Below are 22,849 nucleotides of genomic sequence, written 5' to 3'. Positions count from 1 at the left end.
GCCGAGACTAACACCCGTCGGATGGAGTCCTGTCGCGGGCTTCAGTTCACCGGGACCGTGGTGTCCGGCGGCGGGTCGAGCGTGAACTCGGCGACCGTGCCCACGGCGGGTGCGCTGCGCAGCCGGATCTCGCCGCCGTGGTGCTCGACGATGCGCCGCACCAGGCTCAGGCCCACGCCCGAACCTTCGAACTGCGTGGCGCTGTGCATGCGCTGGAACGGCTGGAACAGCTGACCGGCCTTGGTCATGTCGAAGCCGGCGCCGTTGTCGGTCACGCGGTACCAGATGCCGCGGGCATCGCGGAAGCTGTCGACCGACACCTTGGCCTGCGCCACCTTGCCGCTGTATTTCCAGGCGTTGTGCAGCAGGTTCTGCCAGACCTGGGCCGTGAGGTCCGGGTCGGCGTGGGCGATCGGCAGCTGGTCCAGCTTGAAGTCCACCTGGCGCTGCGCCTGCGCCGCGCTCAGCAGCGTCCAGGTGTCGCGCACCAGCTGCTGCATGTCCACCGTCACCCGCTGCAGCGGCCTGCGTGATACCTTGGCCATCTCGGTCAGGGCCGACACCATGGTGTTCATGCGCCGGGCCGCGCGGTCGATGTGTTCGGTGTACTGCTCGGCCTCCTGCAGGTGGCCGCCGCGTAGCCGCTCGCGCAGCAGGCCGACGAATCCCTGCATCGCGATCAGCGGCGCGCGCAGGTCGTGCGACACCACCCGGGTGAATTCCTGCAGCGACTGTTCGGCGCGCTGCTGGCTGCCCTGGGCCTTGTCCAGGTCGCGGCGCAGCCGGTCCAGCTCGGCGGCGAGGGTGTCGTAACCCTGGCGCAGCGCCGCGTCCTGTTCCAGCTGCTCGGTCACGTCCCGCAGCAGGCAGAAGGCATGCTCCACGCCGCCAATCGTCAGCGGGTCGGCACTCACCAGACATTCGCGGGTGCTGCCGTCGGCTCGCATCAGCCGTACCGGCACCGCATCGAGTCCGCCGTGGTCGCCGAAGCTGCGCACCAGGGCCTGCAGCGCCGCAGCGTCGATGTGCGCGCCAAGCTCGTGCATCGGCCTGCCCACCAGCGTGCGCGCCGGCACACCCAGCAAGGTCTGCAGCGCCGCATTGGTGTCGCGGATCACGGCCTTGCCGCGCTCGACCAGCAGCATGGGCTCCGGGTGCAGCGTGAAGCTGCGCTCCAGCAGCTGCTCGGCCTTGTGCAAGGCGGCTTCGGCGGTGCGGCGGCGGGCGCGCTCCTGCAGGATGCGTCGGCCGCGCTTCCAGGCCACCGTGCCGAGCACACCCAGACCCAGCGCGGAGGCCGCGGCCACGCCCCAGGTCCAGGTCTTCTGTTGTGACAGGCCCAGTTCCAGCCGGTGGCGTTCGGCCACATCGCGGTGGCTGCTCAGCCACTTGACCCGCAGCGCTTCCAGCCGGCCGTTGCGTTCCAGTTCGTGCAGACCCTTTTGCAGACGTTCCTGCAGTGCCTGTTCGCCGGGGTGGACCGCGAAGGCGTAGGACTGGACCTTGAGCACCAGGGCACTGGCCACGACGCCAGGGGCCACGCCGCGTTCGAGCAGTGGGTCGGCGTAGGCGCGCGGCAGCAGCGCCACATCGGCCTCGCCCTTTTCCACGGCGGCCAGCACCAGTTCGGGTTGCTTGAGTTTCACGAACGGTCCGGTCAGCTGCGGCAGCCAGTTCTGCAGGGTCTCGCGCATCGGCTCGCGGTCGGGCACCGCGATGCGCAGCCCCTTGAGGTCGCTGACATCCTGGGGTTCGACGGCGTCCTTCTTCCGGTAGACGGCGATGGCGGGGGTGGCGTGACCATGGACAAACTGGGTCCAGGCCTGCCGCTCGCTGGTCTGGACCATGGCGATCAGGTCGGCGCGGCCCTCTCGAAAAGCCGCCTCGGTCTGTGCCCAGGGTTGCAGGCTGATCGCGAAGCTGACGCCCAGCAGGGGTTCGAGCTCCCGCAGCAGGTCGATCTGGAAGCCTTGCGGCTGTCCTTGCGGGTCCAGGGATTCGAAGGGCGGGAAGGCGGCGTCGCCCGCATAGCGGATCACCTCGGCCGCACCGGCCGGTAGCGAAAGGCCCAGTGCCAGCCCGCCCAGCAGCAGCTGGCGGCGCTTCAGGGGGCAGAGGTCTTGCGGGGACCTGCCCGGCAATGCGGTGGGGTGGCGGCGCGGCATGTTCGGCACCCAATATACCGGGTCGCTGCCAGGGGTCCGTTATGCGGGCGCCCGGGGGTCAGTGGCCGGGTGCCGGCGGGTGGCTGTAGCGCCGCGTGATTTCGGCGATCTCGACCGAGTAGCTGGCGTACCAGCGCTCGCGCCCCAGCTTCTGCGCCATCAGGTGGTCGGTGTGCTGTTTCCAGGCGCGGATGCTGGCCTCGTCGGGCCAGTAGGAGAGGGCGATTTCCTGGTCGCCCTCGGTCGCGGCGGTGAAGTCCAGGCAGCCGAACTGCGTGAGCGCGAGCTGGCGCATCTGTGCCGCCATGGCGCTGTATTCGGCGTCGAGGGTGCGGGCCTTGGCCCGGAAGATCACAACAAACATTCGATGAATCCTTGCGAGAGTTCGCGGGTGAGTTCGGCCGCCGGGAGGGTGCGGCAGCCGCTGGCGTTCTGGCCCGACCACAGCGGCGTGAAATCGCCGCTACCCTGCTTTTCCCAGTGGGCGCGCAGCGGTGCGATGGCGGCGGTGGCGAGCGGAAAGGCCGGCGCGGTGGGGTTCAGCGGGCCGAGCGTGCGCATCACGCGGTTGACGATGCCGCGCGCCGGCCGGCCGGTGAACAGGGTGGTGAGCGCGGTGTGGCGCGCGGCATCGCTCTGCAGCGCGGCGCGGTGGATCGTGCTGGTGGTGGCTTCGGGGCAGCAGAGGTAGGCGGTGCCGACCTGTACGCCGGTCGCGCCCAGCGCCAGCGCGGCGCGCACACCCGCCGCGTCGGCGATGCCGCCGGCCGCGATCACCGGTACATCCACCGCGGCCACGATCTGCGGCAGCAGGGCGAAGGTGCCCATCTGGGTGGTGAGGAGATCTGCCGCCGGGCCGCCCCAAGGCAGATCAGCCCCCTCGGGGGGCAGCGACCCGCGCAGCGGCGGAGCGTGGGGGCTGTTTGCTGTCAAGAACATGCCACGGTGACCACCGGCCTCCACGCCTTGCGCGATCACGGCGTCGGCGCCATGTGCGACCAGCCAGCGCGCCTCGTCCACCGTCGTCGCCGACGACAGCACCACGCTGCCCCAGCCCTTGACGCGCGCCAGCAGGTCGGGCGCGGGCAGGCCGAAGTGGAAGCTCATGACCGGCGGGCGGAAGGGCTCGACCACATCGGCCACCGCATGGCTGAACGGCACGCGCCCGGCGCCCGCGGGCACCGACTGGATGTCCAGCCCCGCCTCGGCGTAGAAAGGCGCCAGCGTCTCGCGCCAGCGCGCCTCGCGGTCGGCGTCGGGCACCGGCGGCGTGTGACAGAAGAAGTTGAGGTTCCAGGGATGCGTGGTGCCCCGGGTAAGCGCCGTCAGCTCGGTCTGCAGCGCCTCGGGCGTGAGCATGGCGCCGGGCAGCGAACCCAGCCCGCCGGCGTTGCTGACGGCGATCGCCAGCGCCGCGCCCTGTACGCCCGCCATCGGGGCCTGGATCAGGGGGACTTCGGTGCCCAGCAGGGCGAGCAAGGTCTTCATGGGGCGGATTGTCCACCCGGTTTCAGGGTGCGGGTTATCCCTTGCTGGATGCGTCGAACAAAATCATTTAACATATTAAATAAATGAGCCAGACCACTCCTTCGTTCGTCCACCGCAACCTGCCCCGCCTGCTGCTCGAAGCGCGCGAAGCGGTGATGCAGCACACCCGCCCGAGCCTGCGCGAGCACGGTCTGTCGGACCAGCAATGGCGCGTGCTGCGGGTGTTGGGGGAACACGCGGGGGACCCGGCCGGTGTCGAGACCGGCCGCGTGGCGCGCGAGGCGCTGCTGCTCGGCCCCAGCCTGACCGGCGTGCTCACGCGCATGGAGCGCGACGGCCTCATCAGCCGCGAGCGCTGCCCGCAGGACGCGCGCCGCACCGTGGTGCGCGCCACCGCCGCCGGCCTGAAGCTGGTGGCGACGCTCTCGCAGACCATCGAGGCGCACTACGCCTGGATGGAAGAACAACTGGGCAAGGCGCAGCTGGCGAAGCTCTATGTGCTGCTGGACCAGGTGATTGCGCTCGAAGCGCCCGGCGGCGAAGCCACCAGTGAAGACACGTCCGAGGACGACACCGAATGAACCCCATCCCCTACCTGCCGGCCGGCACGGTCTACGGCACCCTGCTGAACTTCCGGCGCGAACACGCGCTGTGGGCGCCGCGCATGAACGACGCGCCCTACAAGGCGCCGCCGAACGCTCCGGTGCTCTACATCAAGACCGCCAACACCTACACCGCTTCGGGGCATCCGATTGCGCTTCCGCCCGGCGTGGGCGAGGTCGAGGTCAGTGCGTCGCTCGGCCTGGTGGCGGGCGAGGGCGGTGTGGTCGCGGGCGCCGTGCTGTGCAACGACGTGGCGCTTCCGCACGAGAGCTATTACCGACCACCGGTGAAGTACCGCAATGTCGACGGCTTCTTCGGCGTGGGCGACGCGGTGCGACCACTGACCGACCTGTCGACGCTCGCGTCGCTGGTGCTGGAACTGCGGGTCGATGGCGTGATGCGACAGCGCACGGCGCTGGCCGATCTGGTGCGCGATGCGGCCACGCTGTGGGCGGATGTGAACGCCTTCCAGTCGATGCGGCCCGGTGACGTGCTCATGGTCGGCACCGATTGCCTGGAGGACGGATCGCGGCCGCGTGTGAAGGCCGGCGACTCGGTCGAGATCACCGCCACTGGCTTCTCGCCCTTGGTCAACCATTTCATTCAGGAGGCCACATGAAGCGCGCCCGCATCGCCTGGGCCGGCGCGGTCCACGACGCCGTCGAAGCCGACGGCCAACTCGAACTGCTCACGCCCGCGTTCAAGGGCCGCCGCGTCGGTTTCGACGAGGTGGTCTGGCTGCCGCCGCTGGCGCCGGTGCCGCGTGCGCGGACCGTGCTCGCCCTCGGCCTGAACTACGCCGACCATGCCAAGGAACTCGCCTTCAAGGCGCCCGAAGAGCCGCTGGCCTTCGTCAAAGGCGAGGCTTCGCTGACCGGTCACAAAGCCTTCACCGTGCGGCCCGACGGCGTGAACTTCATGCACTACGAATGCGAACTCGCGGTGGTGATCGGAAAGCCCGCCAAGCGCGTGAAGAAAGCCGACGCCCTTCAATACGTCGCCGGCTACACGGTCGCCAACGACTACGCGATCCGCGACTACCTGGAGAACTGGTACCGGCCCAACCTCAAGGTCAAGAACCGCGACACCTGCACGCCCATCGGTCCCTGGCTGGTCGATGCCGCCGATGTCCCGGACCCGATGAACCTCGCGCTGCGCACCACCGTCAACGGCAAGGTCACTCAGCAGGGCAGCACGAAAGACATGATCTTCGACGTGCCGACGCTGATCGCCTACTTCAGCAGCTTCATGACCCTGATGCCCGGCGACCTGATCCTGACCGGTACGCCCGACGGCGTGGTCGATTGCCAGCCCGGCGACGTGATCGTCACCGAGATCGACGGCATCGGCGCCCTCACGAACACCATCACTTCCGAAAGCAAGGCATGACGCAACGCATCGACCACCTCATCAACGGCAAGACCGTCGCCGGCCGCGACTACTTCGAAACCGTCAACCCGGCCACGCAGGGTGTGCTCGCCGAAGTGGCCTCGGGCACCGAAGCCGAAGTCAACGCCGCAGTGCAGGCCGCCAAGGACGCCTTCCCCGCCTGGGCCGGCCTGCCGGCCACCGAGCGCGCGAAGAAGATCCGCGCGCTGGGCGACCTGATCGCCAAGCACGTGCCCGAGATCGCGAACACCGAGACCCAGGACACCGGACAGGTGATCGCGCAGACCGGCAAGCAGCTGATCCCGCGCGCGTCGGACAACTTCTATTACTTCGCCGAGATGTGCACCCGCGTCGACGGCCACACCTACCCCACGCCCACGCACCTGAACTACACCCTGTTCCACCCGGTGGGGGTGTGCGCGCTGATCTCGCCGTGGAACGTGCCTTTCATGACCGCGACGTGGAAGGTCGCGCCCGCGCTGGCTTTCGGCAACACGGCGGTGCTGAAGATGAGCGAACTCTCGCCCATGACCGCCGCGCGCCTGGGCGAGCTGGCGCTGGAGGCCGGCATCCCGGCCGGCGTGCTCAACGTCGTGCACGGCTTCGGCAAGGAAGCCGGCGAGCCGCTGTGCGCCCACCCGGATGTGCGCGCCATCAGCTTCACCGGCTCCACCGCGACCGGCAACCGCATCGTCAAGGCCGCGGGCCTGAAGAAGTTCAGCATGGAGCTCGGCGGAAAGAGCCCGTTCGTCATCTTCGACGACGCCGATCTGGACCGCGCGCTCGACGCCGCGATCTTCATGATCTTCAGCAACAACGGGGAGCGCTGCACCGCCGGTTCGCGCATCCTCGTGCAGCAGAGCATCTACGCCGACTTCGCCGCGAAGTTCACCGAGCGCGCCAAGCGCATCGTGGTCGGCGACCCGCTGGATGAGAAGACGACCATCGGCCCGATGATCAGCCAGGGGCACCTGGCCAAGGTGCGCAGCTACATCGAGCTGGGGCCCAAGGAGGGCGCGACGATGTTGTGCGGCGGTCTGGATCGCCCGTCGTATGCGGCCGAACTGCCCGCGCATGTGCAGGCCGGCAACTACGTTTGGCCGACCGTGTTCGCCGACGTGGACAACCGCATGAAGATCGCACAGGAAGAGATCTTCGGCCCGGTGGCCTGCCTGATTCCGTTCAAGGACGAGGCGGACGCGATCCGCATCGCGAACGACATCGCCTACGGTCTGTCGAGCTATGTGTGGACGGAGAACATCGGCAAGGCGCACCGGGTCGCGGCGGCCGTGGAAGCTGGCATGTGTTTCGTGAACTCGCAGAACGTGCGCGATTTGCGGCAGCCGTTTGGTGGCACGAAGGCGTCGGGTACGGGGCGCGAGGGCGGAACCTGGAGTTACGAGGTGTTCCTGGAGCCCAAGAACGTTGCTGTGTCTCTGGGGTCGCATCACATTCCTCATTGGGGAGTTTGATTTGCGCTCCTCTGCTGTTTCGCTCATTGACCTGGGCGGGCTGGGAGGACCGGGGTACCCGGTTCCGCTCATGTCCCCCGAAACGGGCTTTGCCCGTTTCTCCTCCTTTACTTCGCTGCACCGGGTACCCCGGTCCTCCCAGCCAGAAGCAGTGTTGGCATTCAACCGTTCGAGCGCCGATGCGCAGCGAGAGAAGGCGAGGTGGGTGGTGTGCCGCAGCGAAGTAAAGGAGGAGGGCTGCGCGCAGCGCAGACCGGGGGACATGAGCGGAGGCATACCACCCACCTCGCCTTCCACCACAAACGTCAGCCAAGACAACGCACAAAACAGGAGACAAGCCAAATGGGCAAAGTAGCACTGGTCGGAAAGATCACCCACGTCCCCTCGATGTACCTCAGCGAACTCGACGGCCCCCGCAAAGGCACTCGCCAGGATGCCATCGACGGCCACAAGGAAATCGCGCGCCGCTGCAAAGAACTCGGCGTCGACACCATCGTCGTCTTCGACACCCACTGGCTCGTCAACGCCAGCTACCACCTCAACTGTGCGCCCCACTGGCAAGGCACCTACACCAGCAACGAGCTGCCCCACTTCATCAGCAACATGGGCTACGCCATTCCCGGCAACCCCGAGCTGGGCCAGCTGCTCGCCAAGGTCGCGGTCGAACACGGCGTCGAAACCCTCGCCCACCACGCCACCACGCTGCAGCCCGAGTACGGCACCCTCGTGCCCATGCGCTACATGAACGCCGACCAGCACTTCAAGGCCATCTCGGTCTCCGCGCTGTGCACCGTGCACTACCTCAACGACAGCGCCCGCCTGGGCTGGGCCATGCGCAAGGCCGTCGAAGACCACTACGACGGCACCGTCGCCTTCCTTGCCAGCGGCTCGCTGAGCCACCGCTTCGCACAGAACGGCCTCGCGCCCGAATACGCGTTCAAGGTCTGGAGCCCCTTCCTTCAACACCTGGACGACGAGGTGGTCCGCATGTGGCAGGCCGGTGAGTGGAAGGACTTTTGCGAGATGCTGCCCGAGTACGCCAGCAAGGGCCACGGCGAAGGCTTCATGCACGACACGGCGATGATGATGGGTGTGCTGGGCTGGAGCGAATACGACGGCAAGGCCGAGGTCATCACGCCGTACTTCGGCGCGTCGGGCACCGGCCAGATCAACGCCGTGTTCCCGGTCACGCCCGTCACCGGCAAAGCCATTCCCAAGGCGCAGGCCTCGGCCGCCGACGGCTTCAGCCTCGTGAGTTCACGCCTCTGAACGGAAGCACCCCATGCCCCACCTCGTCATCCTCTACACCCCCAACCTCGACAAGCCGGCCTCCGAAGGCGGCGTCGACATGAGCGGTCTGTGCCGCGCGCTGGCCGACTCCATGCTCGCGGTGCGCGATGAGCAGGACCAGCAGGTCTTCCCCACTGGGGGCACGCGCGTGTTGGCCTACCCCGCCGCGCACAGCGCCGTGTCCGACGGCGGTGCGGCCGGCATCGCTGCGGGCCTGGGCGGTGACTACGCCTTTGTCTACATGAACGTGCGCATGGCCCGGGGCCGCAGCGCCGTCGTGCACCAGCGCGTGGGCGAGGCGCTGAATGCCTGCGTGAAGGAGCGCTTCGCCGAACAGCTCGCGAAGCGCCCCATCGGAATCACCGTGCAGGTCGACGAAGGCACAGAGGTTTTCGACGCCAAGAACAGTTCCCTGCACCCGCTCTTCAAGAAGCCCTGAACCACACAACATCCACCATGTTCGACGACGCCCTCGTTCAGCAGCTCGCCGCCGAGCTGCAGCAGTCCCAGCAGACCCGCACCCAGGTCGAGCACTTCTCCAAACGCCACCCCGGCATGACCGTCGAAGACGGCTACCGCATCGGCCGCGCCTGGGTGGATCTTGAAAAAGCTGCCGGCCGGAAAGTCATCGGCCACAAGATCGGCCTGACCAGCCGCGCCATGCAGATCAGCAGCCAGATCGACGAGCCTGACTACGGCACCCTGCTCGACGACATGCTCTACACCGCCAAAGCCGGCGAGGTGCTGGAGATTCCGGTCAAGAACTTCATCGCGCCGCGCGTCGAGGTCGAGCTGGCCTTCGTGCTCAAGGCGCCGCTGGCCGGCCCGAACGTGACGGTGGAAGACGTGCTCGCCGCGACCGACTACATCACCCCCGCCATCGAGATCATCGACGCGCGCATCGAGCAGTTCGACCGCCACACGAAAGTGATGCGCAAGGTCTACGACACCATCAGCGACAACGCGGCCAACGCCGGCATCGTGATCGGCGCGGGCGACCCGGCGTTCAAGGCCGGCCCGCGCAGCACCAACCGCCCCTGGTGCGGCGCCATCCTGCGGCAGAACGGCGCGGTCGAAGAGACCGGCCTGGCGGCCGGCGTGCAGGGCGACCCTGCAATCGGCATCGCTTGGCTGGCCAACAAGCTCGCCCCCTGGGGCGAGACGCTGCAGGCCGGCGAGATCGTGCTCGCCGGCAGCTTCACGCGGCCCGTGGCGGCGAAGGCGGGCGACCTGTTCGAGGCGGACTACGGCCCGCTCGGCTGCCTTCGCTTCCGCTTCGTCTGAGCACACACATACATATATAGAAGGAGACCCGCATGGCCGACGCCTTCCTCAAACCCGCCCGCGTCAGCGACGCCGAATGGCAGGCCCGCGTGCAGCTCGCCGCCTGCTACCGCATCTTTGCCCACATGGGTTGGGCCGAGCTGATCTACAACCACATCTCGCTGCGCGTGCCCGGCCCGGACGCGCACTTCCTCATCAACCCCTTCGGCCTGCACTACACCGAGGTCACCGCGTCCAACCTGGTCAAGGTCGATGTCGACGGCAACATCATCGGGAACGACGACTGGCCGATCAACCCGGCCGGCTTCACCTTCCACGGCGCGATCCACGCCACCCTGCCCGACGCGCACTGCGTGATGCACGTGCACACCACGCCGACCATGGCCGTGTGCTGCAGCGAGGGCGGCCTGAGCTACACCAACTTCTACGCCGCGCAGCTGCACGGCCAGGTGGCCTACCACGACTTCGAGGGCATCACCGTGCACCGCGAAGAGGGCGCGCGCATCCTCGCCTCGGCCGGCGGCAAGCGCGTGCTGCTGCTGCGCAACCACGGCCCGGTGATCATCGGGCACACGCTGCCGCAGGCCTTCAACATCCTGTGGCTGGTGCAGCGCGCCTGCGAGATCCAGGTGGCTTCGTCCACGCTCGGCAAGCTGCGCCAGATTCCGGAGCCGGTGCTCGAAGGCTGCGTGCGCGACTCGCTCAACTTCAACCCGAAATTCGGTGCGGGCGAAGACTCCTTCGCCGCCATGCAGCGGCTGATCGACCGCATCGACCCGGGCTACCGCGCATGACCGTACCGACCTTCCAGAAAGTCGCCATCGTCGGCGTCGGCGCCATCGGCGGCCTGTTCGCCGGCTGGCTCGGCTCGCGCCTGCCGGCCGGACAGATCCAGCTCTCGGCCGTGGCGCGCGGCGACACGCTGCGGGCGTTGAAGGAGCGCGGCCTGGTGTGGGTCGATGCCGAGGGTGCGGAACATCGCGCGGCGATCCACGCCAGCGACGACCCCGCCAGCCTGGGCGTGCAGGACCTGGTGATCGTTTCGGTCAAGGGCCCGGCGATGCCCGTCGTCGCGCCCGCCGTGCGCGCGCTCATGGGGCCGCACACGGTCGTGCTGGTCGCGATGAACGGCGTGCCCTGGTGGTTCTTCGACGGCCTGCCGGGCGAAGCCGCGGGCCTGCAGCTCAACGCCGTCGATCCCGGCGGCGTCACGGCCACGAACATCCCCACGGCGCAGGTCATCGGCTGCGTGGTGCACGCCAGCGCCGCGGCGCCGCAGCCCGCGCGCATCGAGCGCATCAAGAACAACCAGCTCATCCTCGGCGAGCCGGCCGGCGGTGTGACCGCGCGCGTGCAGGCCGTGGCCGAGCTGCTGGGCGCGGCCGGGTTCGGCGTCACCGTCTCCGAGCGCATCCAGCGCGACATCTGGTTCAAGCTCTGGGGCAACATGACCATGAACCCGGTCTCGGCCATCACCGGCGCGCCCTGTGACCGCATCCTCGACGACGAACTCGTGCGCGGCTTCTGCAGCGCCGTCATGCGCGAGGCGCAGGCCATCGGCGCGCGCATCGGCATACCCATCGACCAGCAGCCCGAAGACCGCCACGCCGTCACGCGCAAGCTCGGCTCGTTCAAGACCTCGATGCTGCAGGACGTGGAAGCCGGCCGCCCCATCGAGCTCGACGCGCTGGTCGGCGCCGTGCGCGAGATCGGCCAGCACCTGGGCGAAGCCACACCCAACATGGACGCGCTCATGGGCCTCACACGATTGATGGGCCAGATGCGCGGCCTCTACCCCGAACCCACGAAGACACCGCAATGAAGATCCCCCAGAACACCTTTCGCGACGCCCTCCAGGCCGGCAAGCCCCAGATCGGCTGCTGGGTCGGCTTCGCCTCGCCCGACGTGGCCGAGGCCCTGGCCGGCTGCGGCTTCGACTGGCTGCTCATCGACGGCGAACACGCGCCCAACGACCCGCGCAGCGTGCTCGACCAGCTGCGCGCTGTCGCCCCGTACAGCAAGACCCACGCCGTCGTGCGCGCGGTCGAGGCCGACGTCGCCCTCGTCAAGCAGTACCTCGACGTCGGCGCGCAGACCCTGCTGATCCCGATGATCGACACCGCCGAGCAGGCCGCGCTCATGGTCCAGGCAATGCGCTACCCGCCCGAAGGCATCCGCGGCATGGGCGCGGCACTCGCGCGCGCCTCGCGCTGGAATCAGGTGGACGACTACCTCAATCAGGCCAACGGCCAGATGTGCCTGCTGGTGCAGGCCGAGACCGTGACTGCGGTGAACAACCTCAAGGCCATTGCCGAGACCGAGGGCGTGGACGGCGTGTTCTTCGGCCCGGCCGACCTCTCGGCCAGCATGGGCCACCGCGGCCAGCCTAGCCACCCCGAGGTGCAGAAGGTCATCCTCGACGGCATCGCCACGGTGCGCGCCGCCGGCAAGGCCGCCGGCATCCTCGCCACCGACCCGGCGCTGGCGCAGCAGTACCTCGACGCGGGCGCGCTGTTCGTGGCGGTGGGGGTGGACACGACGCTGCTGGTGAAGGCGGCGAGTGGGTTGGTGCAGCGGTTCAGTGCGGGGGCTTCAAAGGCGCCGGCTGCACCATCGGGTGGGTACTGAGCGGCTGGGTTACAGCATGGACGGCGGCAGGGTGCATACGGTCAGGTGAAAAGTCTTCGCCCATTCAGTGACTGAAAAATTGCTAGGCGGAGACTTTTCGGTGGACGAATCGACTGCAGTCGAACGTAAGTGCCAGTCTGGATCGTCGGGATTTAGCTTGTCTTTTTTGCCCGAACATACGAGTGTTCGTATCACGACGAACACGGGCGCAAGCCGATAGCAACCTGCAGTTCAAGTATTGATACGCCCCATCGGGGGCTACGCATGATCAGCGGGCGAGTTGGTGGCGAGGGTCTGGATTGCGGACACATCCAGTTGCCCTCGGTTGTCCAAGCGACCTTGGACAACGACGCGCCCAGCTCCGTTAAAGGCATCACTCACATCGTCCAGTAAAAGCTCAATGAACGAGCACCTAAGCTCTGGTAGTCCATCGTTGCGATCTCGAAGGATGAATGTGAACTCGTCAAGATCTAGCTCCCTCACGCGCCCCTCGGACTCCAAGAGGTCGCGTTTGCGTAGACGGTGTCTCGTGATAGCACTTCGAACTCGCGTAGCGTCGGTCCGGGTCAATCTATAAGGAGCAGAACCTGGCAAAAGTCGTCCTGCAATCTCTGTTTCGCGGACAACTCCTTGCGACGGCGGCACTAGGCGATTGAGAACGTCCAGCATGTCCGTCGTCGGATCTTCGTCGTACTGATATCCGTAAACAAGCCAGTCAAGAGCCTCCTGAAGGCGCATGCCTGCTTCCGTGTAGCGCGCAGCAGGGTCCTCATTCGCAGGGGCTGGCATGACGCTTCCGGACGCAAAAGCGACTTCGAAGCTGTTGAATGCGAATCTCTGAGCGGTTAGGTCGTAGTCACGACGATGCGAGTCCGTTGGGCGGCCTGTGGATTGATTGACGTTGCGCACAACTTCGATCAACTTTTTTAAAGCGCTGGTAGCGCCATCAACAGCACGCGAAACGACGCTTGCAGGTACTTCGCCCTCTCTGAGTCCATCGCCGATGAGGCGGTAAGAAAGCAGTGGCATTAGGTGAGGCCACAGTGTCCGATTGCGAGCAGGCAAGCAATTCGCTGGTACGTCACTGAGTTGGCCCAACTCTGCTGCGCGCACTACTTCACCAGAGTGGGCGATATCGACCGCCCATAGTATGGGTTGATCAAGCGCGTCATAGAGAGTTGTAGCCCCCTTCTTAAGCCGCTCAAGGAGCTTGTCTGAAGTGGGCGAAATCAAGTAACGGGTGAAACCATCCGAGTCGGGCAACTCAGTTGTAGCGTTAGCCGGTTCCTCGTCCACGCAGAACGAGGCATAAGCCAAAAACTTCCCCCCAGTAGGGCTGAGCGTTGTAAAGACCAAAGGGCCGTCAAACTCATACAGAACTTCGTACGGCGAAAGCGTGCCTAGGCGCTCAACTGGAATGCGAGTGTCTGGGAGTGACCAGTTCATCTCAGATCCCCTTCGTCACAACTGCAAACAGTGCATGTCTGGTCACGTGTGTGCCGGGCCACCAAGTGCAGTGCGCCGGGGACGTGTTCGAAGGAGTAGCGGCTTGTACTCCATGCGAAGCATCAAGCTTCGCCGCCGCAATGTGTGTTCCAAGACCCGGGAATGACTCACGGTGATGTTCGCAGGTCTCGAAGGTCGGAAAAACTGATAGACCGAAACGCGTGCAAGCTTTGTCTCCGGTAGCGTTCTTCGCACGTCCGCGCTCCGCCTGCGACATGCAAGCCGCAGCATCTACAGGATTGACCTTGCTAACTAGGTATAAGGGCCCATTGCACGGCTCCGCCGTTGGCAAAGGGCAGTTTTCGAGCGTTCCGACTGCGTATTCCATGTTTCTTGTTTGTACTCCCGTTGCACTGAATTATGGGCGGAGAGCTCGGATGACTCATACAGGTATTTGCATGGGGAGCTTGTACCTTGTGACTGTGGAGGACATCGTGTTGCGTGGCTGCCGAAATGGCAGGTCGAATCCATCTCGTTAGAACCAACAACGGGTTGCGTGCTATCGGGAGTACTCCAGCCGACCAATGCAGTTGTGATTGTGATCATATGGTGAGTAGCTTGCGATTTTCCAACCTCCAAGCATGCACATAGCTGTCAACCGAGACGTCCCTGTCTCTAGGAAGTGTCTTCGACTCGACGGAAAGTCACCTAAATCAACCAAGCGTGTCCAAAAGAAAACGTCGCTGACAGCCTAGTGCCAACCTCCAGCGCACAAGTCTTTGTCAGCCCCCCTGTGATCACCAGATCCCCCGCCTCCAGCCGCTGATCGAAAGAGGCCAGCTCCCGCGCCAGCCGCGCCACCGCGCCCAGCGGGTGGCCGTCGGCGTCGGCGCCCACGCCCTGGCACAGCGTGCGGCTGCCGTCGTGCAGGCGCACCGCCAAGGTGTCGAGCGCCATCAGGTCGGTCACCGGCAGGCGCGGCCCGACGACGACCTGGCCGGCGAACGCGTTGTCGGCGGTGTTCTGTTCGAGGTTGAAGCGGTAGCCGGTCAACCCAACCCAAAGTTCTTGCGCAGGCTGGCGTCCACAGGCCCGGCCGGCATGAAGCGGCGCAGTTTGCGCAGCAGGGACGCTTCGCCTTTGGGGGTGTGCCGCATGGTCCAGGCGTTGAAGGCGGCGTCCACGATGGTTGCCGCGACACCGTCGGGCGTGGGGGCCTTCTCGACGCTGCGCGCGATGGCTTGTGACGCCCGGTTCCGGTCGGTGGCGTAGGCATCGATCAGCCGGGCCGCCCGGGGGGCGTTGAGGTCAAGGCTGGTCCGGGTGTACGCGGGTTCGACCAGCACCACGCGGATGCCGAAGGGCCGCACTTCGTGGTCCAGCGATTCCGACAAGCCTTCGACAGCGTGCTTGGACGCGGCGTACAGGCCCATGTACGGCGCAGGCAGGAAGCCCAGCACCGAGCTCACGTTGATGATGCGGCCGGACCGCTGCTGGCGCATGTGCGGCAGCACGGCCTGGGTGGTGCGCAGGATGCCGAACACGTTGGTGTCGAACAGTGCCTGCGCCTCGGGCACCGAGGTTTCTTCGACCGCGCCCAGCAGGGTGCCGCCCGCGTTGTTGACCAGCACGTCGATGTGCCCTGCTTGCGCCACGATGGTGTCGATGGCGTGCCGGACCGAGGTGTCGTCGCGCACGTCCATCTCGACCAGCTCGACGCCGGAGATGGCCTCTGCCTTGCTGGCGTTGCGGACGGAACCGAACACTTTGCAGCCGCGCTGGGCAAAGCGCTCGGCCGTGACGCGGCCGATGCCGGACGAGACGCCGGTGACGAAGACAACTTGGGAATGAGACATGGATCGCTCCGTTTCAGGCGTGGATGGGTTGGGCGCCGCTGGGGGCGGCCGAGGGCATGTCGAAGATCAGGCAGGTGGTGGTCGCGTGCGCATAGAGCTTGCCGTCCGGCCCGACGATGCGGCCTTCGGCGGTGCCGGTCTGGCGCCCGACGTGGATGACCTTGCCTTCCGCGCGCACCAGGGGCACGGCGTCGGTCAGTGCGCGCACCAGGTTGACCTTGAGTTCCAGCGTGGTGTAGCCCCGGCCGGCCGCCAGCGTGGTGTGGATGGCGCAGCCCACCGCCGAATCGAGCAGCGTGGCGAACCAGCCGCCGTGCACGGTGCCCAGCGGGTTGTAGTGGCGCCGATGCGGCCGCCCCTGGAACACCGCTTCGCCGGGTGTCATGCGGATCGGCAGGAAATCCAGCGTGTCGCCGATGGGCGGTGGCGGCAGTTCGCCCGCGAAGATGGCATCGAGGACTTCCAGGCCCGTCAGCCCGGCCGGCCGCAGCGTGGGGCGGGGGGCGTTGGCGGGGCGCAGCCGGGCGCGCACGGCCTGTTCTTCATGTATCCATTGTTCGATCACGTCGCTTTCATTCATGTCGGGTTCCTGGTCGGGTGGTTGTGAACGGAGTGGTGGGTGGGGCGGCGTTCAGCGGGGCCGTGTGCTGACGGGCAGGCACAGCAGCGCCGTGAGCACGGCCAGGCCGATGTGCAGCCCGTACAGCGCGTTGAAGTCGGTGCGGGTCAGGCTGGCGTGGCCGAGCAGGCCGACCGTGATGGCGACGCCCAACACGCCGCCGATCTGGCGCGTGGCCTGGTTGAAAGCTGCGCCCACCGCGTAGTGCTCGGCGGGCAGGCGGCTCACGGCGGCGCCGGACAGCGAAGGCAGGACCAGGCCGACACCGACGCCACTCATCAGTAGGCCGGGCAACCAGTGGCGCAGGTAGTCGGGCTCGGTGCAGGGCACCAGCAGCATCCACAGACCGCTGCAGGCGTACAGCAGCGATCCGCCGACGAGGAAGGGTCGGTGACCCAGGCGCCCGGCCAGGCGCCCGGTGATGATGGCCGTCGGCATCACCAGCAGCGGGCCGGGTGTGACGGCCAGACCGGCCTGGGGCAGTGTGTAGTGCCAGATGCCGGTCATGAAGAAAAAGAAGCCCAGGAACATCATCGAGAACGCGGTGCCGAAGGCCAGGGTGGCGGCGTTGACGTAGCGGTAGGTGGCGTGGGCGAACAGCGACAGGTCCAGCAGCGGGGCGGTGTGGAAACGCGCCCACAGCACGAAGGCGACGCCGGCCAGCAGGCCACCGGCGGCTACCGCACCGATCTGCGCGCGCGACCAGGCGGGCGAACCGCTTTCGACAATGGCCAGCGCCACGGCGCCCACCGCGGCCATGAGCAGCAGCAGGCCGACCACATCCACGCGCCGGCGCTGCACCGGCTTGACCGCCTCTTCGATGCGCGAGCGGCTCTGCCACAGCGCCCACAGGCCCACGGGCACGTTGATGTAGAAGGCCCACGGCCAGCCGAAATCCGCCGTGACCCAGCTGCCCAGGCTGGGGCCGACCGCCGCGGCCAACCCGCCCACCGCGCCCCACAGGCTGATGACCAGGGCCCGGCGTTCCACCGGGAAAGCCGCCAGCACGATCGACATGGAGGCGGGCGTCAGCAGGGCGGCGCCCACCGCCTGCACCACCCGGGCCGCGATCAGCCCTTCCACCGACGGCGCCAGGCCACAGGCCACCGAAGCCGCGATGAACACCGCCAGGCCGAGCCGGAAGACGCGCTTGCGCCCATGCGCGTCGGCCAGCCCGCCGGCCGGGATCAGCATGGCGGCATAGACCACGGTGTAGGCGTTGAGCACCCACGACAGGGTGGCCGTCGAGCTGCCGGTGAAGCTCTGGCGCAGCGCGTCGAAGGCCGCGAACAGCATGGTCGCGTCCAGCGACACGAGGAAGACGGCACTGCTGGCGATCCAGAACGCCCGCCAGGGCGATGCCGTGGCGGCGGCCGGTGCCTGGGATTTCGTGAGGAGTTCCGATTTTATGATGCTCGTCATATTTTGGGGTGCGCCGTAGTTGCTGGGGATGTCAGGGGGAGCCGGTTCAGGCCGGGGTGTCGTGGCGCTGGATCAGCGCTTCGCGGGTCTGCGCCAGCAGTGCGCGCCCCGCCTGACCACCCAGGGTGCGCGCCAGTTGCAGGGCCCCGACCAGGGTGGCGGCGATCACCGCCGCCTGGCTGGCTTCGGTGCCAGCGGGCATTGCCTCGCTCACCAGGGCCACCAGGGCTTTGACCCGCTGGCGCGCCTCGTCCCGGACGGCATCGTCCTGGCGCGTCATCTCGGAGCCGAGCGCGGCCACGACGCAACCCTGTTCCGGTCGGTCGAGATGCGAGTCGTGCAGGTAGGCCCAGACGAGGGCAGCGAAGCGCGAACTGCCCTTGGCCATGCGGCGCGCCACCGCGTCGGACAGGGCGGCCTGGCTGTCGCGCCCGGCGCGCTGCATGGCCTCGACCAGCAGGGCGTCGCGCGAGGCGAAGTGCGCATAGAAGCCGCCGTGCGTCAGGCCGGCTTCTTTCATGATGTCGGCCACGCCAACGCCCTTGTACCCGGCGCGCCGGATCGCGCGCGACGCCACGTCGACGATGCGGTCGTGGCTGAGTTCTTTGCGGGTGGAAGTAGTAGACATGATGGCCGTCATATTATGGGCGCCATATGCGGGCGTCAAGCCGACGCGGCAGAAAGCCGGTCCGGTCAACGGGCATTCACCGGCGGTTGACCACCACCGTGATCGACGCCACTCCACCGGCTGAAAACACCCCCACCAGCTGCCCACCGGGCTCCAGCGCACAAGCCTTCGTCAACCCCCCCGTGATCACCAGATCACCCGCCTCCAGCCGCAGACCATTCGCGGCCAGTTCCCGCGCCAGCCGCGCGACCGCGTCCAGCGGGTGGCCGTCGGCGTCGGCGCCCACGCCCTGGCCCAGCGTGTTGTGGCTGCCGTCATGCAGGCGCACCGCCACGGTGTCGAGCGCCATCAGGTCGGTAACTGGCAGGCGCGGCCCGACGACGACCTGGCCGGCGGACGAGTTGTCGGCGGTGTTCTGTTCGAGGTTGAAGCGGTAGCCGGTCCAGGTGGAGTGCACGACTTCGAGGCAGGCGTGGGCGCCTTCCACGGCGGCGGCCACGGTGTGGCGGTCGATGGGCGCCTGCCGCGCGTCAAGGGCGGTCTGGAGGCGCAGCCCGATCTCGGGTTCGACCCGCGGCTGCACCAGGCGCTCGTGCACCGCGTCGCCCGAGCCGAGCAGCATCCAGTCGGTCAGCGGCCCGATGTTGGGCCGGTCAATGCCCATCTGGCGGCGCATCACCTCCGAGGTGTAGCCCAGCTTCCACCCGACCATCCGTTCGCCGGCGGCCAGGCGCAGGCCGAGCAGTGCGCGCTGGATGGCGTAGGCGGTGGCGAGGTCGGGCGAGCCGATGGTGGCCTCGGCGTCCAGGGTGCGCCCGGCCTGGCGGGCGGCCCAGATGCGTTCGGCGCTGCGGGCGACATCGTGAGGGGTGTCCATGCGGTCTCCGTTCTCGCGTGGCCCCCCGGCCGCCGTCAGAATCGTCGGCCGACCGAGAGGAAGACCACCAGCGGGTTGAGCCGGACGTCGGCCCGCGTGGGCGCGCCGCCGAAGGCGGGCAGCGTGCCGGTGGCCTTGGTCTTGAGGAAGATTTTGCGCGCGTCCAGCGACACCGACCAGTCCGCATCGACCGGGAACTCCACGCCGGCCTGCAGCACCGAGCCCCAGGCGTTGCGCGTGTTGAGGTCGCGGATGAAGGCGTCGCGGTTGCGGGTGACGATGGTGTAGTTGATGCCGGCGCCGACGTAGGGGCGCACCGGGCCGTCGTTGACCAGCTTGTAGGTGAGCGACAGCACGGCCGGGGCGTAGGTCACCTTGCCGAGCTGGCCGGCGCTGGCCAGGCTGCCTTTGCCGGTGAGCGTGGTCTCGGGCGGGATGCCGGCGAGGAACCGGGCGGTCAGGCGGTCCGAGACGTCGTAGGCGAGTTCGATGCCGAGCGTGGTGCTGCTGCTGGCCGAGGCGTCGCCGCCCGGCACGAGGTTGCCGCCGACGCTCACGTCGGCTTTCGTGCTGAAGCCCACGTGGGCGGGGCCCAGCCGCACGGTCCAGGGCGAAGGGTCGGCGGCGCTGGCGTGGCCGGCGGTGAGGAACAGCGCGCAGGCGGCCAGGATCATCGGGTTCTTTGGCATGGTGGGTCTCCTCGTGGTGGGTCAGACGTAGCGGTCGAAGCGGATCTGTTCGAAGGGCACGCGGTGACGGACCATGAGCAGGTCCTGCATCGCGTCGATCATGGGCGGCGGTCCCGCGAAATAGAAATCGAAGCGGTCGAGGCCGGGTGCGAGCGCGCGCTCGACTTCGGTGTGCACGAAGCCGATGGCGCCGCTCCAGGCGGATGGGTCGACGGGCGCGGAGAGCACCACCGTTGCCGTCAGCCGTTCGTGCGCGAGCGCCTGCAGTTCGGCGGCGGCGCCCAGCTCGGCCTCGCTGCGCAGACCGAGCAGCAGATGCACGCGCCGCGCGCTGTCTTCGGCCAGCACGCCGCGGGCGACCGACAACATCGGCCCCAGCCCGGAGCCGCCGGCGACGCACACCACGTCGCGCACGCCGGGGCGCAACCAGGCGTGGCCGAACGGACCGTCCACATCGATGCGCTCACCGACGGCGACACCGTCGCAGAGGGTCGTGCTGCCGCGCCCGCCGGGGGTGCGGCGCACGATGAAGCGCCAGTCGCCGTCGCCCGCGTCGAGGTTGCTCATCGAGTACGCGCGCGCGCCGGTCACGCCGGGCGGGTAGAGCAGGGCGAACTGGCCGGCCTTGAAGGCGGGCATGCCCTCGACGCGCAGGCTCAGCTCCAGCATGTCGCCGCCCACCGACCGGCGGCCGGTCAGCACGGCGCGGCTGCGCTGGGGCGAGTCGGCGGGCACGTCGGTGTCCGGGCCGAGGCGCACGCGGATGCGGCAGTCGCCCAGCGGGCGCGACTGGCAGGCCAGGCGCTTGCCGCGCTTGCGGTCGCGGTCGGAGAGGCCGGGCGCGGTCTCCCACAAGGTCTGCATCTCGCCTTCCAGCAATTCGAAGCGGCAGGCCCCGCAGCCGCCCACACCGCATTCGTAGGGAAAGGCCAGCCCCGCCCGCAGCGCGCCGCGCAGCAGGGCATCCTCGTGCGGGCCGAACACGAAGTCCGGCCCGTTCTCGATGCGGATGTGGACGGGTGGGCTGGCGCTGGTGTCCGCGCTCACAGACCCAGGCCGCGACGGAACTCGCGGGTGGCGGCGCGCGCGCGCGCGGCCGCACCGGCGGCGTCGGGTAGGGCCGCGCAGTAGGCGTCGATGGCGGCGTCGGCCAGCGGCTCCCACTTCGCGATCCAGCCCTGCAGCACGGCGAGGTTCTCGGGCTGCTCCAGGCACATGCGCACCAGCGCGGACGACCAGCGGCGGTGGCGTTGGGCGTCCAGCAGCTGGGCATCGATCAGCAGGCCCAGCAGCGTGTCGCCGTTGTGGCGGCCGGCGTCGCCCAGGGTGCGCAGCAGGCCTTCCTCGACCGCCGGGCGGATGACCAGACTGAAGGCGGTGAAGCTCTCGGCCCAGTCCCAGGCCACCAGGGCGGTTTCGACCAGCTTGCGCCAACCCTGCCAGGCCGGGTCGGTCTCCCAGAAGGCGCGCTCACCCGTGCCAAGGCCGATGCCCGGGAACGTCTTGGCGAGCTCGGCCGTGCGGTAGGCGGTGTGGGTCAGCCAGCGCAGCGAGTCGGCGGTCTGGTAGGTCGCGCAGTTGGAGATGGTCGAGGCCGGCGCCATCTGCGAGAGGTAGGCCGAAGCCATCTGCAGCGTGTGGAACAGGTAGCGCGCGGGCGTGTAGAGGCGGGCCAGGCTGCCGGCCCAGGTTTTCTCGAGCATGGTGTCGTGGCCGCGCGCGGAGAACTGGTCGAACAGACCCATCACGTAGGTTTCCTGCCCGTCCTGCTGCATGTTGTAGGTGCGGTAGACCATCTCGTCCGGATCGCGGAAGGCGTTCCAGTCGGCGTGCTTGAGCGGCGAGGCGTTGCGGTGCGTCTTGAACCACTGCGCCATCGCGAAGTTCGGGTCGAGCTCGAACGGCGCGTCGGGGTTGTCGGTCGAGAAGTGCAGGTTGGTGGAAACGATCTCGTATTCGCTGGGCTTGCGGCGGCGACCGGCGAGGTGGCTCCAGGTCTTGAGCGGCTTGAGGACTTCGGGTTGCGACATGGGGGGGCTCCGGTCAGAGGGTCTTGTTGAAATAGAAGCGCACCTGGTCTTCGGCGGTCTCGATGCGGCCGGCGAAGGAGCCGAGTTCGACTTCGAGCTCGGACATGCGGAACGGCCGGCCGAGCGCGCGTTCGATGGTGGCGCGGCGCAGGATCAGCTCGCCCTCGCAGTCGATGCGCACGTAGGCGACCTTGTCGTCGACGCGGATCTGCTTGCCGGGGTTGTCCTCTTCGGCCGCCTCGACCACGGCGGCGGTCAGCGGGCTGGCGCGCAGCACGGGGCCGACGCGGTTGTTGCGGTAGGCCTGTGCGGTGTTTGTCTGGCTCATGGTGTTTGTCCTTGTGGGGTTCAGGTGTGCGCGAACAGCGGCTTGATGCCCTCGACGTCGACCAGCACGTCGTCGCCGTCCACGCGCACGGGGTACTGCGCCAGGCGGCAGTCGCCGGGGTTGATGCCGAGGCCGGTCTTCGCGTCGAAGGTCCACTGGTGGGCGCGGCACATCAGGACCTTGCCGTCGAACTTGCCTTCGCACAGCGGAATGTCCTGGTGCGGGCACACGGCCTGGAAGGCGCGCACGTCACCGCCTTCGATACCGACCAGCAGCACCAGGTGTTCGCCGACCTCGACCTCGGTCATGTCGCCTTCCCAGACCTCGTCCAGGGTGCAGGCTTTCTGGAATCCCATCGGTGCCTCCTCAGCTGTCGCAGAAGATGAACTCGAGGGCCTCCATCGGCTTGATGTCGGTCTCGCTGAGCTTGGCCTTGCGCGGGAAGAAGGTCTCGCTGCCCTGGCGGCGCACGCGCACGACCTTGTCCGGCCGCGCCTTGACGCGCCGGCCCACCGAGTGGTGGGCGGCGGCGGCGGCCACCTCGTCCATCGTGTTCTCGGTGTCCACCGGAACGAGCTGCAGCACGAAGTCGTACTGGAAGTTGGAAATCACGGGAAACAGTGCCATGGTGTGTT

At 67.8% G+C, this 22,849-nt stretch carries 26 protein-coding genes; 10 read left to right on the top strand and 16 right to left on the bottom strand.

Annotated elements, in window-relative coordinates; genetic code table 11:
• Window positions 1-41: 41 nt before the first annotated feature.
• Genes ACLIJ1_RS15665 through ACLIJ1_RS15655 form a run of 3 tightly spaced genes read right to left on the bottom strand, consistent with a single transcriptional unit; the run spans window position 42 to window position 3,653 of the window.
• Window positions 42-2,165 carry an ATP-binding protein gene (locus tag ACLIJ1_RS15665; RefSeq protein ID WP_411366470.1) on the bottom strand — a complete coding sequence of 708 codons (2,124 nt, stop codon included), beginning with the start codon at window positions 2,163-2,165 and terminating at the stop codon, window positions 42-44.
• A 58-nt stretch (window positions 2,166-2,223) separates the two neighbouring features.
• Window positions 2,224-2,529: an antibiotic biosynthesis monooxygenase family protein gene (locus ACLIJ1_RS15660; RefSeq protein ID WP_411366469.1), complete on the bottom strand. Its 306-nt coding sequence runs from the start codon at window positions 2,527-2,529 to the stop codon at window positions 2,224-2,226.
• Window positions 2,517-3,653, bottom strand: a complete 1,137-nt coding sequence (locus ACLIJ1_RS15655; RefSeq protein ID WP_411366468.1) for an NAD(P)H-dependent flavin oxidoreductase — start codon at window positions 3,651-3,653, stop codon at window positions 2,517-2,519. Before ACLIJ1_RS15655 ends, ACLIJ1_RS15660 begins: the two co-directional genes overlap by 13 nt.
• An 83-nt stretch (window positions 3,654-3,736) precedes the next feature.
• On the opposite strand from ACLIJ1_RS15655, the gene hpaR reads away from it, so the two are divergent.
• From hpaR to hpaI, 10 genes are all read left to right on the top strand, one after another.
• Entirely contained in the window at window positions 3,737-4,234 is a 498-nt protein-coding gene (gene hpaR, locus ACLIJ1_RS15650; RefSeq protein WP_411366467.1) for a homoprotocatechuate degradation operon regulator HpaR, read from the top strand.
• Window positions 4,231-4,875 (top strand): fumarylacetoacetate hydrolase family protein, encoded by a 645-nt coding sequence (locus ACLIJ1_RS15645; protein WP_411366466.1) that lies wholly within the window; start codon window positions 4,231-4,233, stop codon window positions 4,873-4,875. The genes hpaR and ACLIJ1_RS15645 overlap by 4 nt, the downstream gene beginning before the upstream one ends.
• Window positions 4,872-5,645 (top strand): fumarylacetoacetate hydrolase family protein, encoded by a 774-nt coding sequence (locus ACLIJ1_RS15640; RefSeq protein WP_411366465.1) that lies wholly within the window; start codon window positions 4,872-4,874, stop codon window positions 5,643-5,645. Before ACLIJ1_RS15645 ends, ACLIJ1_RS15640 begins: the two co-directional genes overlap by 4 nt.
• Window positions 5,642-7,117: a 5-carboxymethyl-2-hydroxymuconate semialdehyde dehydrogenase gene (gene hpaE / locus ACLIJ1_RS15635; protein WP_411366464.1), complete on the top strand. Its 1,476-nt coding sequence runs from the start codon at window positions 5,642-5,644 to the stop codon at window positions 7,115-7,117. Before ACLIJ1_RS15640 ends, hpaE begins: the two co-directional genes overlap by 4 nt.
• A 342-nt stretch (window positions 7,118-7,459) precedes the next feature.
• Window positions 7,460-8,386 (top strand): 3,4-dihydroxyphenylacetate 2,3-dioxygenase, encoded by a 927-nt coding sequence (gene hpaD, locus ACLIJ1_RS15630; RefSeq protein WP_411366463.1) that lies wholly within the window; start codon window positions 7,460-7,462, stop codon window positions 8,384-8,386.
• Between the two features lie 13 nt (window positions 8,387-8,399).
• Window positions 8,400-8,846, top strand: coding sequence for a 5-carboxymethyl-2-hydroxymuconate isomerase (locus ACLIJ1_RS15625; RefSeq protein ID WP_411366462.1), 447 nt, complete (start codon window positions 8,400-8,402; stop codon window positions 8,844-8,846).
• A gap of 17 nt (window positions 8,847-8,863) precedes the next feature.
• On the top strand, window positions 8,864-9,691 hold the full coding sequence (gene hpaH / locus ACLIJ1_RS15620) for a 2-oxo-hept-4-ene-1,7-dioate hydratase (RefSeq protein WP_411366461.1): 828 nt from the start codon (window positions 8,864-8,866) through the stop codon (window positions 9,689-9,691).
• A 32-nt stretch (window positions 9,692-9,723) separates the two neighbouring features.
• Window positions 9,724-10,485, top strand: coding sequence for a class II aldolase/adducin family protein (locus tag ACLIJ1_RS15615; protein WP_411366460.1), 762 nt, complete (start codon window positions 9,724-9,726; stop codon window positions 10,483-10,485).
• Window positions 10,482-11,513, top strand: coding sequence for a 2-dehydropantoate 2-reductase (locus tag ACLIJ1_RS15610; protein WP_411366459.1), 1,032 nt, complete (start codon window positions 10,482-10,484; stop codon window positions 11,511-11,513). The genes ACLIJ1_RS15615 and ACLIJ1_RS15610 overlap by 4 nt, the downstream gene beginning before the upstream one ends.
• Window positions 11,510-12,319, top strand: a complete 810-nt coding sequence (gene hpaI, locus ACLIJ1_RS15605; RefSeq protein WP_411366458.1) for a 4-hydroxy-2-oxoheptanedioate aldolase — start codon at window positions 11,510-11,512, stop codon at window positions 12,317-12,319. The genes ACLIJ1_RS15610 and hpaI overlap by 4 nt, the downstream gene beginning before the upstream one ends.
• A 258-nt stretch (window positions 12,320-12,577) precedes the next feature.
• Here hpaI and ACLIJ1_RS15600 read toward each other — a convergent pair whose 3' ends face one another.
• The 13 genes from ACLIJ1_RS15600 to ACLIJ1_RS15540 form a co-directional block, all read right to left on the bottom strand.
• Complete coding sequence (locus tag ACLIJ1_RS15600) at window positions 12,578-13,765, bottom strand: hypothetical protein (RefSeq protein ID WP_411366457.1); 1,188 nt, start codon at window positions 13,763-13,765, stop codon at window positions 12,578-12,580.
• Between the two features lie 708 nt (window positions 13,766-14,473).
• Window positions 14,474-14,818 (bottom strand): hypothetical protein, encoded by a 345-nt coding sequence (locus tag ACLIJ1_RS15595; RefSeq protein ID WP_411366456.1) that lies wholly within the window; start codon window positions 14,816-14,818, stop codon window positions 14,474-14,476.
• Window positions 14,815-15,621, bottom strand: a complete 807-nt coding sequence (locus ACLIJ1_RS15590; RefSeq protein ID WP_411366455.1) for an oxidoreductase — start codon at window positions 15,619-15,621, stop codon at window positions 14,815-14,817. The genes ACLIJ1_RS15595 and ACLIJ1_RS15590 overlap by 4 nt, the downstream gene beginning before the upstream one ends.
• 13 nt (window positions 15,622-15,634) lie before the next feature.
• Entirely contained in the window at window positions 15,635-16,201 is a 567-nt protein-coding gene (locus tag ACLIJ1_RS15585) for a PaaI family thioesterase (protein WP_411366454.1), read from the bottom strand.
• A gap of 51 nt (window positions 16,202-16,252) precedes the next feature.
• Window positions 16,253-17,662, bottom strand: coding sequence for an MFS transporter (locus tag ACLIJ1_RS15580; RefSeq protein ID WP_411366453.1), 1,410 nt, complete (start codon window positions 17,660-17,662; stop codon window positions 16,253-16,255).
• A 46-nt stretch (window positions 17,663-17,708) separates the two neighbouring features.
• On the bottom strand, window positions 17,709-18,290 hold the full coding sequence (locus ACLIJ1_RS15575) for a TetR/AcrR family transcriptional regulator (RefSeq protein WP_411366452.1): 582 nt from the start codon (window positions 18,288-18,290) through the stop codon (window positions 17,709-17,711).
• Window positions 18,291-18,366: 76 nt separating this feature from the next.
• Window positions 18,367-19,167: a 2-keto-4-pentenoate hydratase gene (locus tag ACLIJ1_RS15570; RefSeq protein WP_411366451.1), complete on the bottom strand. Its 801-nt coding sequence runs from the start codon at window positions 19,165-19,167 to the stop codon at window positions 18,367-18,369.
• Window positions 19,168-19,202: 35 nt separating this feature from the next.
• Window positions 19,203-19,856 carry an OmpW/AlkL family protein gene (locus ACLIJ1_RS15565; protein ID WP_411366450.1) on the bottom strand — a complete coding sequence of 218 codons (654 nt, stop codon included), beginning with the start codon at window positions 19,854-19,856 and terminating at the stop codon, window positions 19,203-19,205.
• A 21-nt stretch (window positions 19,857-19,877) separates the two neighbouring features.
• Window positions 19,878-20,903, bottom strand: coding sequence for a 2Fe-2S iron-sulfur cluster binding domain-containing protein (locus ACLIJ1_RS15560; RefSeq protein WP_411366449.1), 1,026 nt, complete (start codon window positions 20,901-20,903; stop codon window positions 19,878-19,880).
• Window positions 20,900-21,886 carry an aromatic/alkene monooxygenase hydroxylase subunit beta gene (locus ACLIJ1_RS15555; RefSeq protein WP_411366448.1) on the bottom strand — a complete coding sequence of 329 codons (987 nt, stop codon included), beginning with the start codon at window positions 21,884-21,886 and terminating at the stop codon, window positions 20,900-20,902. Before ACLIJ1_RS15555 ends, ACLIJ1_RS15560 begins: the two co-directional genes overlap by 4 nt.
• 13 nt (window positions 21,887-21,899) lie before the next feature.
• Window positions 21,900-22,214, bottom strand: coding sequence for an MmoB/DmpM family protein (locus ACLIJ1_RS15550; RefSeq protein WP_411366447.1), 315 nt, complete (start codon window positions 22,212-22,214; stop codon window positions 21,900-21,902).
• Window positions 22,215-22,234: 20 nt separating this feature from the next.
• On the bottom strand, window positions 22,235-22,570 hold the full coding sequence (locus tag ACLIJ1_RS15545; RefSeq protein ID WP_411366446.1) for a Rieske 2Fe-2S domain-containing protein: 336 nt from the start codon (window positions 22,568-22,570) through the stop codon (window positions 22,235-22,237).
• A gap of 10 nt (window positions 22,571-22,580) precedes the next feature.
• Window positions 22,581-22,841, bottom strand: a complete 261-nt coding sequence (locus ACLIJ1_RS15540; RefSeq protein WP_411366445.1) for a toluene-4-monooxygenase system B family protein — start codon at window positions 22,839-22,841, stop codon at window positions 22,581-22,583.
• Window positions 22,842-22,849 lie beyond the last annotated feature (8 nt).

This window comes from Hydrogenophaga sp. RWCD_12 (assembly GCF_046604225.1).
Lineage (GTDB): Bacteria > Pseudomonadota > Gammaproteobacteria > Burkholderiales > Burkholderiaceae_C > Hydrogenophaga.
This window is presented reverse-complemented; position numbering and strand designations above follow the sequence as displayed.